The following is a 15,966-nucleotide window of genomic DNA, read 5'->3' as shown; positions in this document are numbered from 1 at the left end:
CATGTGAGAACTAGTTTTTACTTATATGTTCTTTCCTTTAGAGGGGGAGATTGGAATGATCCGAAAACTCGATTTGCAGAAAGGGCTTTTTTAGATCATAGTTTTCCAATTACTAGCTCGTCCTTTGAAGAACTGTCAAGCTATATAGAGACAATGGCAGATGAACATTTAACTACCCAAGCTTTTGATGAATTATGGGACTTATATGAAATGAAGTTCGGGTAATTGTCAATGATTTTTCAATTGTTTTAGTGAAAAATTTGTATTAGAAGGTAAATCATTGCACAATGTTAGAAAAGCAAGTATATTTTAATTTGAGAATATTGGAAAGAGGGATAATTTATGAGTGTCCATATTAATGCAAAACAAGGTGAAATCGCAGATACGATATTATTACCTGGAGATCCGCTACGTGCGAAATATATCGCTGAAACTTTTTTAGAAGATGTAACTTGTTATAATGAAGTTCGTAATATGTTTGGCTATACAGGTACATATAAAGGAAAACGTATTTCTGTACAAGGTACAGGAATGGGTGTACCGTCTATTTCTATTTATACAACAGAATTAATGCAAGAATATGGTGTGCAAAAATTAATTCGCGTTGGTACATGTGGAGCGATTCAAAAGGATGTTAAAGTGCGTGACGTAATTATCGCTCAATCTGCGTCAACCGATTCAAAAATGAATGAAATTATATTCAACGGTATTGATTTTGCTCCTACTGCAGACTTTGACTTGTTACTAAAAGCTTATAACGCTGGTGTTGCTGCTGGATTAAATTTAAAAGTAGGTAACATCTTCACTGCTGATATGTTCTATTCAGATGAAAATCAAAACGAAAAATTAGCACAGTATGGTGTATTAGCAGTAGAGATGGAATCAGCTGCCCTTTATACATTAGCTGCAAAATTTGGACGTAAAGCGCTTTCTGTTTTAACTGTTTCAGATCATATTCTAACAGGTGAAGTAACAACATCTGAAGAACGTCAAACAACATTCAATGACATGATTGTTGTTGCACTTGAGGCTGCAATTCAAGACTAATATATAAACGTTTTTTAATCGTCACTTTTTCATCTATTTCGAAAAAGTGACGATTTTTTTATTAAAGAAAGTAATCGTAAGTAATCGTGTTAGAATACTCTCATGGTTAAAGCAAGGCAGGAAGCTTTAAAGAATAATATATTGTTAAACCAAAGACTAGGTTCACTTAAGTGAGCCTGGTTTTTTTATTTGTTATTCTCATCATGTATTTTCATTATAAAAACTTCAATGAAAAGGAGCGAAAGAATATCTGCTTAAAACAGCGGTATATAAATCTTTTTTTCGGTAATTCTAAGTTAAATGTATATAAATCGGGGAGTAAATGATGTTTAAAAAGAAAATGAAATATACGAAACGGTTTTTATTCATAACAACTGTATGCCTAATACTTACCGCTTGTGCTGAGACAAAAATACTTGAGAGAATTAGTTTAGTAACATTAATTGGTTATGATAAGGAAGAAGAAAAATTATCTACAACAGCTGTTGTTCGTCAGATTAGTCCAGACTTTGAAAACAAAGTAGAGATTCACTCTGAAATAGCCGAAACTAGTAAAGGGGCAAGATTTAAAATTAATTTAGATGCGGCTAAAAAAGTAGAGGCAGGCCAGGTAAGGGTCGTTTTGTTTGGGGAAGACTTAGCAAAAGAAGGGATAGAGGAAGAAATACATACGCTTTCAATTAATCCTGAAATTGCTACAAGTGTTTATTTAGGTATTGTAGAAGGTAAATCAAAAACATTATTAGAAAGTAATTTTAAAAATATTACTGATATCGGACAACATGTATATAACTTAATAGACCATAATATTCAACAACAACAAATGATTTCTTCTACTTTACATGAAATTGAAAGAGATGTTCATTCACCAATTCGAGATTTTGCAATACCCACATTAAAAAAAGAGGGGGAATATATCGACATTAACGGTATTGCTTTGTTTAAAGAAGGGAAGTTGGTAGGAAAACTTCCAACAGCTGATGTTTTTTATATTATGTTGTTACGGAAAAATATTCGCGACGGGACATTACAACTTGTGCTACCCGGAGATTTAGTAAATAGTTCTAAAAACCCACCCGAAAACCCTCCAGAAGAATTACCAATAGCTGTTGATGCAATTAACTCAAAGAGAAAATTAAAAGTCACTGACCATGAGAAAAATGAAATTGATTTAAATATTACATTGGATTGTCGTTTGCTAGAGATTCATTCCAGCTTATCTTTAGAAGATAAAGAAACGACAGAAAAAATTGAAAAAGCCATGAATAAAAAAATGGAAGCAGAAATTAAAAGAATTATTAAATATAGTCAAGAAGTGAATTCGGATATTTTTGGTTTTGGCGAACACTTCAGTGCTCATGTAAGGGGATCGAAATTAAATACGGAAGAAAAATGGCATAATTTGTATCCCAAAATGAAAGTTAATGTAAAAGTGGATACAGAAATTATACGAAATGGTGTATTCGAATAATTAATCGAAGGGGGTTATTTTAATAGTTGAACAATCGGGATTCCGCTTTCCATATTCGAAAAGCGGTTTTTTCTTTCTTCTTTAGTAAATCAGTTAACAATTGAATAGACTAAAGGAAAAGGTACAAAGTCACATTTTATGATTACCGAGAAGACTTGGATGGAATTGCACTTGCTCTACTTAAACTGCAAATGTTAACAAAATAAATAGACATACTTTATGTATGTCTATTTTTATATTATCCAAAATTTCCTAATCAATTTTTTATAAAATGATTTATAATGAATAATAAAAAGGAGATAAAACATGAAGAAAATATTGAATATTTCATTAGCCCTCTTGCTAGTATCTGTATTTTGTTCAACTTCTACTCCTAACGCAAAAACAAAGGACAACAATAATGATATTGATTTGGCCATTATCCCATACGTGAAAATTTTAGAAAAGCTTAGTCATGAATATGGAGTAAAAATGTATGTTTCAGATGAAGATAAAGAAAAATTTTATAAAAGTGTATCAACTATGTCTCCAAAACAATTTGAAGAGCTACAAAGACAACAATATAAAGAAGCACTAAAGTATATCCATGAAACAACACCTTCTTATGATAGTTCGGCTGATGTTGGTAGTCCTTATCCTACTCCAATTCCTAAAGCAGATAAAAAAATTCCAGCAATTCCATTAAAGTAAAAGAGTTGTCGAAAATAATAGATAGTGAAACGATTGAAAATAAAGGGATCACACATAAAACTCATCATTAAATGTGTGGCCTATTTTTTGTAGCTAAAAAATAAAGTTACATTTTTCCTGACCAAAAAGTGACCAAATTGTAAATTTGAAATGGGTTTAACTGGAGATTTCTATAATAAGATCAGGTTTTTGCGTTTCCAAATGTTGCAAAGTCACTGTTTTTAAAGTATCTTATAAATAATTAAAGTCATATCCTTTTACGATATGATTGTCGTTGCACTTGAGGCTGCAATTCAAGTGTAATAATCATCTAATGCTTTGCATATTTCATTTCGTGAGGCTGTCTCCTGACAGTCTTTCTTTTCGTAAAGATGTGAAACTGTTATGATGGTAGTAACGACTTTTAAGTGTAAAAATGAGAGTGGTGAATTAGATGGATGATCAAAATCAACAAGAAATGGAACAAAAAGAACAAACGGAGAATATTGAACATGAAGATCAATTAAAGCCTGCAAAGAAATTTATTCGTATTAAACCGTTTACTTTTATTATGCTGATGTTTTTCACCATAATAGTTACAGCAGGTATAACAATCTTTACACTCACTTTCGGTGATAAGAAAGTAGTAGAAGTGACAGTACCAGAAGAAAGAGAAGAGTTTTCAAAATTATATGATGCTTATGATGAGTTAAAACAAAATTATTATGTCGATATAGATGAGAAGGCTGTCATTACGGGTGCTATTAATGGAATGTTTGATGCTTTGGACGATCCATATTCCGATTTTATGGATGAAACAGAGGCAGAACAGTTCAATAGTGATCTATCATCAAGTTTCCAAGGAATTGGAGCGGAGATTCAAGAACGTAACGGCAATATTGTCATCGTATCACCTATTAAAAACTCACCTGCTGAAAAAGCGGGTCTATTACCAGAAGATATTATTTTAACGGTAGACGGGGAAAGTATTCAAGGTATGAGTGCTTCAGAAGCAGTTTTATTAATTCGTGGAGAAAAAGGTACACCTGTTACCCTTACAATTCAACGGGGTGACTCTGACGAATTAATGGAAGTTACCGTTGTTCGTGATGATATTCCGATTGAAACAGTGTATGGAGAAATGGGAGACGATAAAGTGGCCCATATCCAAATTACATCTTTTAGTGAACAAACTTATGATGAATTAACGACCATTTTAGAGGATTATGAAAAAGATGGAATGAAGAGCATTATTTTAGATGTTCGCCAAAATCCAGGTGGTTATTTAAATTCAGCGATTGAAATTGCGAATTTATTCATAGATGAAGGGAAGCCAATTGTACAACTAGAAGGTCGTGAAGGAGAAGCAGAACCTGAAGTAATTCTAGCTGAAGGCGGAAAGAAATATAATCTGCCAGTCGTCGTATTAATTGATAATGGTAGTGCATCTGCTTCTGAAATTTTAGCTGGTGCTTTACAAGAATCAGCAGGAGCGAAACTAGTTGGGCTTACAAGTTTCGGTAAAGGAACAGTTCAAACGGTAAACACTTTACCTGATGGTTCAAATTTAAAATATACAACTGGTAAATGGTTAACACCAAATGGTAATTGGATTAATGAAAAAGGGATTAAGCCGGATGAAGTCGTAGAGTACCCTGCTTATGCGACGGTTACTTATATTAATCCTGAGACAGAATTTACTGTTGGAAATGTATCGGAATCTGTTAACTCAGCAGAACAAATTTTAAATGCATTAGGCTATGATGTTGGAACCGTTGATGACGAGTTTGACGAAGCAACGAAAGAAGCTGTAGAACAATTCCAAGAAGATCAAAAATTAGATCAAACGGGCGTCATTGTTGGGGAAACAACTTATGCTTTAATGGATGCCATTCGAGAAAAAATAGATAAAGAAGACCCGCATGTGTTGAAAGGGAAAGAAATTTTAGCTGGTAATTAATAATTTCGATTTGATTATTTCATTCATGTAGTTAATTGAAAAACGATGTAGAGAGGGCTGTTTTTGTTCGGGTGTCGAGCAAGGAACAGCTCTTTCTTCCATAATAGAAGGAAGTGCAAAATGAAAGACGTTTATTTATTTAGTGGATTTTTAGGTAGTGGAAAAACGTCCATGTTAACGGATGTATTAAGGCAATTGAAGGAAAAAGGGTTAAAGCCAGCAGTTATAATGAATGAATTAGGTAAATTACCTTTTGATTCACAAGCAGTCGATGAAGATGTCCCTTTAAAGGAAATGTTAGAAGGGTGTATTTGTTGTTCTGGAGCTGAAAAAACAGAAGCTCAAATCCAATCTTTACTTATGGATGCAAAGTTCGATGTCTTGATTATTGAAACAACAGGGGCTGCCCATCCTGTAGAAGCGTTGGATGCGGTTTATTCACCTCTTTTTGCGGAGCAGTTAAACATAAAAGGCATTGTGACGGTAGCAGATAGTAAGTTGTGGTTAGAACGTGAAAAGTTAACACCGCAAGTTCGTAGTCTATATTTAGAACAAATTCGACACGCCCATCTTTTAATAGCAAATAAGATGGATTTATTAACGGATGCTGAGCAAGGGAAAGTAGTATTTGAAATGCAAAACGTTAATTCAAATGCGTTTATTTTACAAACAACAAATGGGAATGTACCACTTTCTTTACTGGAAAAATTAAAGGCAACAGCTCCCCGACCTAAAGAGGATATTGAATTAGCTAGAATTGGCTCTCAATTACATTTAAGTTCACGGTTAGTAGAATTGAAGTCAAGTTATACGCAGGAACAATTTGAAGAGTGGGTACGTTCATTGCCTTCTACCGTATATCGCATAAAAGGGTATGTTCCTATTGAAGGGATAAAAAATCCGATGTTATTCCAATATGCATATGGATTAGTTCAATGGTTACCTGAATATATTCATATGCCTTCAAAGATTGTTATGATTGGAGAAAACATTCAAGAGATTGAAGTTATAAATGAAAAATAGTGTAATATAGTTGTAATATAAGAAAAGAAATTGCATTATAAAATGAACCTGAAAATTTGTCAATAGGGTTTTGCAGGTAAGTTCTTAGGTTATAGGAAAATTTTATTTAAAAAATAGAGAAATAAAGTCATAGTTTATTAGGTTTAGTATTTTGCTTGGTTCTGTTACCAAGTTATGGTCCATATTTTTCAACTTTTCTCGTATATGATTAGTTGCGAGAGGAGGAATACAAAATGAAAAAATGGTTTATCACATTTTGTGCACTAGGTTTAATCTCAACACAAGTTCCGACAGCAGATGCTGCGTCTAATAATGAGGAAGGTCAAAATACATCAGTTCAAAGCATGGTGAAAGTCGTAAATCCTGATCAATACGAAAATGCTTTAAATAAATTTTTAAGTAACTGTTCTTTAACTGATGAGGCAAGCATTAAAGACCTTGCGAATAAATTATCAATCTCTACAATTAAATTAGAAGAATTACTAGCTTCTAAAGTACAAGAAGAAGCAAAACAAAATACAAAGCAAGCGGAGAAAGTAACTGTTCCATCAAAAAATGAAACTACTAATAAAGAAGTAGTAAAAACACCAGCACCAACAAAGGAACAAAAAGAAGTTACAGCTCCTGCAGCTAAACCTGCAACAAACAACAATACAGCAGCACCGACTACAAATAATAATGTAGCTCAAAAGCCAGCAGCTCCAGCTGCAGAAAACGGTTCTGTTTCTGCATTTGAAGAAAAAGTAATCGAGTTAACAAATGCTGAACGTGCAAAACAAGGTTTAAAACCTTTAGAAATGTATGCACCATTAATGTCAGTTGCTCGTGCAAAATCTGCTGATATGGCGAAAAATAATTATTTCTCCCATACAAGTCCTACTTATGGTAGCCCATTTGATCAAATGAAGGCTGCAGGTATTTCTTATAAAGCAGCGGGTGAAAATATTGCACAAGGTCAAAGAACTCCAGAAGAAGTTGTACAAGCTTGGATGAATTCTGAAGGTCACCGTGCAAACATTATGAATGCTAACTTTACACACATTGGTGTAGGTTATGTAGCAGATGGAAACCACTGGACACAACAATTTATTCAACTATAAGTGTTGGTTTAAAATACCGGGACAAGAATTCGTTCTTGCTCGGTATTTTTTATTTTTGTACATTATTTTTTATATGAATCTGGTTTTTAATCTTCCTTTTCATAATTAGAATGGGTTTGATTCATAAATTATGATACAATATTGACTGAAAAAAGGATGTCAATAGCAAGTTTTCCATTGTTTTTTCATTTATATTTTTTTGCAATCATATATTTTTTAATGAAATACAAATTAGTGTATTTAGATTGGAGATTTCTGTGAAACAAAAATCAATTATTTTAACTGGTGGCGGCACAGCCGGACACGTTTCTTTAAATCAAGCAATTATCCCATCTTTAATAAAAGAAGGATATGATGTTCATTATATCGGTTCCTTTGATGGAATTGAAAAAGAGTTAATTACCGAAAGTTTTCCCGATGTACCATATCACAGTATTGCAAGCGGTAAGTTAAGACGATATTTTTCAATGAAAAACTTCTCAGATCCATTTAAAGTATTAGCTGGTGTTGGTCAAGCTTTTAGAATTATTCGAAAGGTGAAACCATCCATTATCTTTTCTAAAGGTGGATTTGTATCAGTACCTGTTGTTATCGCGGCAAAGCTTGCAAAGATCCCGGTCGTTATTCATGAATCGGATGTAACACCTGGTTTGGCTAATAAAATTGCGTTACCGTTTTCCTCACATGTTTTTACGATCTTTCAAGATACTTTAAAGTATTTACCAAGTGATAAAGCAACATGTACTGGTTCGATTGTTCGTGAACAATTATTTACGGGAAATGCAACGAAAGGTAAAAAGCGATGTGGATTTGAAGAAGATAAGAAAATACTTCTTGTTATGGGAGGAAGTTTAGGTTCTGTTGTTTTAAATGATGCCTTGCGAAATAATTTACCCGAACTATTAAACGAATTTAATGTTATTCATTTATGCGGGAAAGGAAATGTTGATACCACTTTAAATCGCTTAAAAGGATATAAGCAATTTGAATATGTTACATCGGAACTGCCTGATTTACTTTACGCAGCAGATTTTATTGTTTCAAGGGCTGGTTCGAATTCGATCTTCGAGTTTTTAGCTTTGAAGAAACCGATGTTACTAGTTCCTCTTTCTGCATCTAAGAGCCGCGGGGATCAAATTTTAAATGCCAATATTTTTGAGCGTCAAGGATTTGCCCATGTATTAGAAGAAGAACTGTTAACGAAAAATACATTTATGAAGGCAATTGACACCTTAAGTAAAAGAAAAGATGTTATGATTGAGGCGATGGAAAAAGCTGAAAGTCCAAAAACTCCTGATGAAATGGTACAGTTAATTCTTCAATACGAAAAATAATTGACATTTTAATATCATAAAAAAGTAGGTGGTTCATTATTTGAATCACCTACTTTTTTGAATCATTTTTTTAAAATAAAAAATAAAGTTACATCGCTTGTTCTTCGTTTGCTTGTTCCTTTGCTGTTACAATGTAGAATAAGTCTTTTGGAATTTTATATAAGTCGAATTTTACCTCACCATTGTTAATTTCTTCATATAATGCCGGATGGGATTCTTTCGCACATACGACATATGGTAGTTTTTGTGAGGCGCGTTTCGATTTCTCATTCTCTTTTCGAATACGTAAAAAGATTGTATGGAAATCCTTTTCAAAAAATAGTTCTGTTAAGAATTCATGTTTAGCCGCTTGGTTGTAACCTTTGCCTTGATAAGGTGCACCTATCCAAGTTCCAAGGAAGCCAGCGCCATCTTGAATATCATAAAGATTAATGGTACCAATCGGTTGACCCCAGTCATCGGTTATCGTTCTTGAAATCGTCTTTCCTAATTGTTCCTCTTCCAATAACTGTTTCGTTATAAATAAATATTCTTCAGGAGAATTTGCTTTATGACGAACAAAGGGGAAAACAGTTGGATGTATCATTAATTGGTATAACTCATTTGTTTCAGAAAGATCTCGATATTTTAACAAATGAAACGCCTCCTTTTTTGGATAGTTGCAAATCCGAAAATTACTTTGTCACAAGGCAACAGAACAAAATAATATACCGAAAGGAACAAGACGTCAAACAAAAAATTTTAGTTTTTTTAGTTTCTCAAAATTAGCTCCAAAAAAACAATTGGGATGATACTATCATATTACAAAAATGCTATTCTATACAAAAATTTAATCCTTTTATTACACAATTCACTATGACGAATTTGTGGCGAAAATATTATGAATCTATAAAAAATCATACCGATTTATTCAGTTGATTCAACATCCATAAACCCTTATGATAGGAGTAAATAGAAAGAGAGCGGGTGAACCGATGGAAAGAACTTTATTAAAGGTTCATGGGTCCGGCAATACATTTTATTTATATCAAACAAACAATGAAAATGAAGTCGATTGGGCAAAGTTAACAACTTGGTTATGTCAAAAAGAAAATAACGATGGAGCTGACGGTTTATTACTTGTATTACCTTCAACCATCGCCGATGCCAAAATGCGAGTTATTAATGCCGACGGTTCAGAGGCTTCCATGTGTGGAAATGGTTTACGTTGTGTTGCTAGATTCGTATGCGAACAACTTGAAAAAGAAGAAGCCTTGATTGAAACAATGAAAGCAAACTTAAAGGTGCGAAAAGAGACGCCTCTATTAAACAATATTCCGTCATATGCAGTTGAAATTTCACCAGTGTCCTTTGCTTTAAGTAGTTTACCGATGACTTATAACGGGCAAGAAGAAATTCGCCATCAAGTGATTCAAGAATTTTCATCAACTATTCCTTTTACGGCAGTTTCCGTTCCGAATCCCCATTTAATTGGAATAGTGGACCAATCTTATATTGAAAACAATACGCACCAAAAATCGTTAGCTGAACGTTTAAACGGTGAAAATGAGTATTGTGTTGATGGCGTAAATGTAAGTTATGTTTATCCAATGAAAAGTGACACAATTTTTGTTCGAACTTTTGAACGAGGAGTAGGTTTTACAAATGCTTGTGGTACTGCAATGACCGCTTCAGCCCTTGTGTCAAAATTAAACGGCTATGTCAATAACGATGTTATCACCGTATTCAATCCAGGCGGTTTTGTAAAATGTGAAGTGAAAACGAATGGTGATCGCTACGAATTAACGTTAATTGGAAACGCAACGGTTACTGCAGAATACACTTTTGACATCCATCACTTTACATTTTTAAATTGTCACGAAACGGATGAACAAAAACAGTACGAAAAATGTATTGAGTTGGTTCAAAAAGAAATGGCATCTTTTACGAATTAGCTTAGGTAGAAATTTAATACATTACAATAATAATTGGTTTGAATGAATTGTAGATGAACTGATTGTTAAATATTTGTAATATGCTTTCAAAAGTTTATCCATCTTTTATGCAACTATGGATTTCGTTTTCAAAGAAAAGTCATAGTAGTTTTATAAAGCCCTCGTTTTAAGCTAAACTTAAGACGAGGGATTTTTATCTATTTTTCGAGGGATGATTCAATGAAAAAAAGAATTTTAATAGTGGAAGATGAAAAAAATATAGCACGATTTATGGAATTGGAATTACAACATGAATATTTTGATGTATCTGTAACCTATGATGGGAGAGAAGGGTTAAACAGAGCGTTAGAGCAAGATTTTGATTGTCTTTTACTAGATGTTATGCTACCAGGGTTAAATGGAATTGAAATTTGTCGCCGCGTCCGAGCAAAATCAGATGTACCAATTATTTTAATAACGGCTAGGGATGCGGTTATGGATCGTGTCGCGGGTTTAGATTCTGGGGCTGATGATTATATTGTGAAGCCATTTGCTATTGAAGAGTTGCTTGCTCGAATACGTTCGGTCTTAAGGAGAACGCAAGGTAATGAAAAGGAAATAGAGAAAGACGACGTAATTCATGTACGAGATTTAGTAATCAAGCCACAATCCTATGAAGTTTTCTTTGAAAATAAAAAACTTGAATTAACCAAAACAGAGTATGATTTACTAAAACTATTATGTGAAAATAAAAATCGTGTATGTGAAAGGGAAATGATTCTACAATCTGTTTGGGGTTACAATACAGAAGTGGAAACGAATGTAGTAGATGTTTACATTCGTCATTTAAGATCTAAACTAAAGACAGAATCAACACCATATATTGAAACTGTACGCGGTGTAGGGTATGTGGTGAGGGAATGAATAAACTGAAGAACATTATTTTTAAAAACCAATCATTAAAAAAGAAATGGATATTATCAACATCCATTGTCATTTTTATTAGCTATGCGGCCATCTGCACAGTAATTTATTTTGCACTTTATTCATGGCTTTTACAAAATGAAGAAAATAATGCCATCCGTACCGTAGATGACTTAACGTCTTTCTTTAATTCTCAAAATGGCTCTATTTCAATTCAAGAGTTTCAAGGGAATACAGGATTATTTAAAGCGATAGTAAATCAAAATCAAACGGTCAGAATTTTTAATAAAGACGGCTATGAAGTATTGAGAATTAATGATGAATCGTCGGCAGCTCCAATTGAATTAGATTATGAGAAAATTAGAAAAACGATAGTGTCCAAAGAAGTAATTGATCATCGTGATGTATTTGTTGTCAATAAAATGGTCGCAATCGGGCCTTTTACAGGGATTATTCAACTCATCCATCCTTTAGAAACTTTTCAATCGATGATGAAATACGTATTAACAACAATGTTAATCGCAGGTCTTGGGGCTATGCTTATTGCAGGTGCTATCGGTTATTATTTGGCCAATGTTTTAATACGCCCTATACAAGATTTGCGGGACTCTATGTTATCGATTCGAGATAAAGGCTTTGAAGAAAAGATTCACTTAGCCTATAATGCAGATGATGAAATAGGTGACTTACTTAATATTTATGAGTCGATGATGAATGAATTACAAACTTCCTTCGCAAAGCAACAACAATTTGTTTCAGACGCTTCTCATGAATTAAGGACACCTATTCAAGCAATCGAAGGCCATTTATCATTAATAAAAAGATGGGGAAAAAATGATCCGGCTATTCTGGAAGAGTCATTAAATTCCTCACTAGAAGAAGTCGTACGAATGAAAAAAATGATTGAAGAGCTTCTAGACTTAGCAAGAAAAGAAAAAAGGGATGAACGTTCTTTTGCTAATATCAATAAAGTGCTATTATCTGTCAAGGATGAGCTGCTAGTGATTTATCCCCAATCAACAATTAATATTAAGGAAAATGGTGAACCGAAACAGCCAAATGTTTCTGAAAATGCATTGGCGCAAATCGTACGCAACATTGTAGAAAACGGAATAAGATATAATGATCAACATCCGGTCATTGACATCGAGGTTCATTATTTAACTGAAAGTTTATTTTTGACGATAAAAGACAATGGGATTGGAATTGCAAAGGAACATTTACCATATATTTTTGATCGTTTTTATCGAGTAGATACTTCACGGGAAAATACCGGCGGTGGTACAGGTCTTGGATTAAGTATTACGAAGATGTTAGCTGAAAAATATCACATTGAAATGGATGTGGTGAGTGAGGTCGAAAAGGGTACAACTTTTACATTAAGTTTTAAAATTTAATGAATTTTTTTCATTATTTCCTACTTAAAACAGTTATTTGCCAAAAAAATTACTCAATTTGAGAAAAATAGTTGTATTTTTTGTGAAGAGTAGTAAGATTGAAATGGAAAAAAAACGTTCTTCGCTAAATAGCAATAGATAATTTATATTGTAGAAGAATGGTTAAATATGAAATAATATTCTAGGTAAAACAATGGAACTGCCTTAGGGCGAAATTTGGAGGTTATTCTCATGTCGAACAATGTATTATTTGCTGGTTCCCCTTGGTCAGCATTCTCTGGTCCGAACTTAGGTTATGTGATGGAGCAGTATGATTTATATTTACAGTCTCCAGAGCAAGTAGAACCAGAACTCGTTATCCTTTTCCAACAATTTGGTGCGCCAGTACTTGGTGGTGAGCAAGCTGTTGTAGAAGGTGTAGCAAACGAATCAGGCAATATTAAAAAAATATTTGCTGCAGTTCAATTAGCTGATGCTCTTCGTTCCCACGGGCATTTAGCTGCAGATATTTACCCTTTAAAAGACCGTCAATTAGATTCATCACGCATTGAATTGTCTGCTTACGGATTAACTGAAGCCGATTTAACAGCAATGCCAGCATCATTATTCTTTCATAATGTCCCTGGAAGCGTTAACAACGGAAAGCAAGCAATTGACTATTTACGTGCAATTTATACTGGAAAAATTGCTTTTGAATATGCTCATGTTGAGGATGCAGAACGTCAATGGATTCAAGACAAAATTGAATCTGGAAAGAGTGCGGTAAGCTTAACTGCTGAAGAGAAAAAAGGGTTATTAGAAAGATTAACACGCGTTGAAGATTTCGAAAGATTTATTCATAAAACGTTCGTTGGTCAAAAACGATTCTCAATTGAAGGTTTAGATACACTCGTTGTATTACTAGATGAAATTGTGAAAAAAGCCGATGAAGAGAAAATGAAATTTTTACAAATCGGTATGGCCCACCGTGGTCGTTTAAATGTATTAACTCATGTAGTAAATAAACCTTATGACATGATGTTTGCAGACTTTGCCCACGTACCAAATGACTATTTCTTCCCAGAAGATGGTACTTTAGAAATTTCTAAAGGTTGGACTGGTGATGTGAAATACCATATGGGAGCTACTTACACAAAAGAGTCAGGCTTGAAAGTAAAATTAGCTTATAACCCATCCCACCTAGAAGTTGTAAGTCCAATTATCACAGGTTCAACTCGTGCTGCTCAAGAAGATACTACGAAGCCAGGCACACCTGTTCACGATGCATCAAAAGCATTAGCGGTACTTGTACATGGTGATGCAGCATTTGCTGGGGAAGGAATCGTTCAAGAAACATTTAACTACGCGGAAACAACTGGTTTCTCAACGGGTGGTTCAATCCATATTATTTCGAATAATATGATTGGTTTTACAACAGAACATTTTGATTCTCGTTCAACTCGCTATTCTTCAGACGTGGCAAAAGGTTACGGAATTCCAGTAATTCACGTTAATGCGGACGATCCTGAAGCAGTTGTACAAGTAGCCCAATTAGCTTTTGAATACCGTCAAACTTTTGGCAAAGATATTTTAATAGACTTAATTGGATACCGTCGTTTTGGTCATAACGAAACGGATGACCCAACGGTAACAAATCCTTTAACATATAAAATTGTTTCATCTCATCCAACAGTACGTAATCTTTATGGTGAGAAATTAGCTAATGAAGGAATTCTTTCTTTAGATCAAGTGAAAAAGCTGGATGAAGAAATTTACGCAGAGATGCAAGCTTCTTATGACCATGTAAAAGAAGTGGGCGCTGTGAAAGGTCATTTTGAAATCGAAATGCCAGAAGAAGTGAAAAATGAATATCCAGAAGTTGAAACAAGCGTTTCAAAAGAAGATTTAAAACAAATTAACGAAGATCTTCTAGCTTGGCCAGAAAGCTTTGAACCTCAAAACAAGTTAGCAAAAATATTGAATAAACGTATTGAAGCATTAGAGACAAATAAAATTGATTGGGGTCACGCTGAAACATTAGCATTCGCTGCTATTTTACGCGATGGTAACCCTATTCGTATTAGTGGTCAAGATGCTCAACGTGGTACGTTCTCACAACGTCATTTAGTACTTCATGATAAAAATAGTGGTGCAGAGTTTGTTCCATTACACAACGTATCTGATTCAAAAGCGTCATTTACTGTATATAACTCTCCATTAACAGAGGCAGCAATTGTTGGTTTTGAATATGGTTATAATTTAGAAAATGAAAATGCATTAACGATTTGGGAAGCACAGTTCGGTGACTTTGCGAATATGGCTCAAATTATGTTTGATAACTTTATTTCATCTGCCCGTTCTAAATGGGGTCAAAAATCCGGATTAGTTCTTTTATTACCTAACGGTATTGAAGGACAAGGACCAGAGCATTCATCAGCTCGTATTGAAAGATATTTACAATTATCAGCTGAGAATAACTGGATTGTAGCAAACTGTTCAAATGCAGGAAACTACTTCCACTTACTTCGTCGACAAGCGAAAATGCTTGGAACAGAAGCAATCCGTCCATTAGTCATTACTTCACCAAAATCATTACTTCGTCATCCGTTAGCTGCAGCATCTTTAGAGCAGTTATCTGAAGGGAAATTCCAAGAAGTAATTGAACAACCAGGTTTAGGTGGTAATGCGAAAAAAGTAGAACGGATTATCCTTGCATCAGGTAAAGTAACAATTGATTTAGCTGATCGTATTCAAGATGGAAAAGGGTATGAAAACATTCATATTGTTCGTGTAGAACAGCTATATCCTTTCCCAAGTCAAAAAATTTCTGAAATTATTGCGAAATATCCAAATGCAAAAGAAATTGTTTGGGTACAAGAAGAACCTAAAAACCAAGGTCCTTGGAAATATGCGCTTGAATATTTACTAGATCTTGCTGATGGTAAAAAAGTGAAATATGTTGGACGTCCTGAAATGTCTTCAACTTCTGAAGGAGACATGGATTCTCATAAAGCAGCACAAGCAAAAGTTATTGATGAAGCTCTTTCTAAATAAACTTTTGATGTTAATATTCAAATAGGCTATTACATGTTAGTAGATGCATGTGTGCCTTTATAATTAAAGGTACACATGTTTATTCAAAGGAGGAT

At 33.9% G+C, this 15,966-nt stretch carries 13 protein-coding genes; 12 read left to right on the top strand and 1 reads right to left on the bottom strand.

What is annotated here, in order from left to right; translation table 11 throughout:
- Positions 1–3 precede the first annotated feature (3 nt).
- From H9636_RS00405 to H9636_RS00370, 8 genes are all read left to right on the top strand, one after another.
- Complete coding sequence (locus H9636_RS00405) at positions 4–225, top strand: YozE family protein (protein ID WP_191705682.1); 222 nt, start codon at positions 4–6, stop codon at positions 223–225.
- A gap of 117 nt (positions 226–342) precedes the next feature.
- On the top strand, positions 343–1,047 hold the full coding sequence (gene deoD, locus H9636_RS00400; protein ID WP_191705681.1) for a purine-nucleoside phosphorylase: 705 nt from the start codon (positions 343–345) through the stop codon (positions 1,045–1,047).
- A gap of 325 nt (positions 1,048–1,372) precedes the next feature.
- The gene (locus tag H9636_RS00395) at positions 1,373–2,518 is read left to right on the top strand and encodes a Ger(x)C family spore germination protein (protein ID WP_225229997.1); all 1,146 of its coding nucleotides are present in this window, start codon (positions 1,373–1,375) and stop codon (positions 2,516–2,518) included.
- A gap of 306 nt (positions 2,519–2,824) precedes the next feature.
- Positions 2,825–3,208 (top strand): hypothetical protein, encoded by a 384-nt coding sequence (locus H9636_RS00390; protein ID WP_191705680.1) that lies wholly within the window; start codon positions 2,825–2,827, stop codon positions 3,206–3,208.
- 433 nt (positions 3,209–3,641) lie between these two features.
- Positions 3,642–5,147 carry a lmo1851 family serine protease gene (locus H9636_RS00385; RefSeq protein WP_191705679.1) on the top strand — a complete coding sequence of 502 codons (1,506 nt, stop codon included), beginning with the start codon at positions 3,642–3,644 and terminating at the stop codon, positions 5,145–5,147.
- Positions 5,148–5,267: 120 nt separating this feature from the next.
- A complete protein-coding gene (locus H9636_RS00380; RefSeq protein ID WP_191705678.1) occupies positions 5,268–6,170 on the top strand; it encodes a CobW family GTP-binding protein in 903 nt (300 codons plus the stop codon).
- 233 nt (positions 6,171–6,403) lie between these two features.
- A complete protein-coding gene (locus H9636_RS00375) occupies positions 6,404–7,270 on the top strand; it encodes a CAP domain-containing protein (protein WP_191705677.1) in 867 nt (288 codons plus the stop codon).
- Between the two features lie 257 nt (positions 7,271–7,527).
- Positions 7,528–8,604, top strand: coding sequence for an undecaprenyldiphospho-muramoylpentapeptide beta-N-acetylglucosaminyltransferase (locus H9636_RS00370; RefSeq protein WP_191705676.1), 1,077 nt, complete (start codon positions 7,528–7,530; stop codon positions 8,602–8,604).
- Positions 8,605–8,692: 88 nt separating this feature from the next.
- Here the strand turns inward: H9636_RS00370 and H9636_RS00365 are convergent, their stop codons facing one another.
- Positions 8,693–9,238, bottom strand: a complete 546-nt coding sequence (locus H9636_RS00365) for a GNAT family N-acetyltransferase (protein WP_191705675.1) — start codon at positions 9,236–9,238, stop codon at positions 8,693–8,695.
- A gap of 340 nt (positions 9,239–9,578) precedes the next feature.
- On the opposite strand from H9636_RS00365, the gene dapF reads away from it, so the two are divergent.
- The 4 genes from dapF to H9636_RS00345 all read left to right on the top strand — a co-directional run bounded on the left by dapF (position 9,579) and on the right by H9636_RS00345 (position 15,871).
- The gene (gene dapF, locus H9636_RS00360; protein ID WP_191705674.1) at positions 9,579–10,538 is read left to right on the top strand and encodes a diaminopimelate epimerase; all 960 of its coding nucleotides are present in this window, start codon (positions 9,579–9,581) and stop codon (positions 10,536–10,538) included.
- 219 nt (positions 10,539–10,757) lie between these two features.
- Complete coding sequence (locus tag H9636_RS00355; RefSeq protein ID WP_191705673.1) at positions 10,758–11,441, top strand: response regulator transcription factor; 684 nt, start codon at positions 10,758–10,760, stop codon at positions 11,439–11,441.
- The gene (locus H9636_RS00350) at positions 11,438–12,838 is read left to right on the top strand and encodes a HAMP domain-containing sensor histidine kinase (protein WP_191705672.1); all 1,401 of its coding nucleotides are present in this window, start codon (positions 11,438–11,440) and stop codon (positions 12,836–12,838) included. The genes H9636_RS00355 and H9636_RS00350 overlap by 4 nt, the downstream gene beginning before the upstream one ends.
- A 231-nt stretch (positions 12,839–13,069) precedes the next feature.
- On the top strand, positions 13,070–15,871 hold the full coding sequence (locus tag H9636_RS00345; RefSeq protein ID WP_191705671.1) for a 2-oxoglutarate dehydrogenase E1 component: 2,802 nt from the start codon (positions 13,070–13,072) through the stop codon (positions 15,869–15,871).
- Positions 15,872–15,966 lie beyond the last annotated feature (95 nt).

Origin of the sequence: Ureibacillus galli (assembly GCF_014836845.1) — a bacterium.
GTDB classification, from domain to species: Bacteria; Bacillota; Bacilli; order Bacillales_A; family Planococcaceae; genus Ureibacillus; species Ureibacillus galli.
The sequence above is the reverse complement of the archived record's forward strand: the minus strand, read 5'-3'. Positions and strand labels throughout refer to the sequence as shown.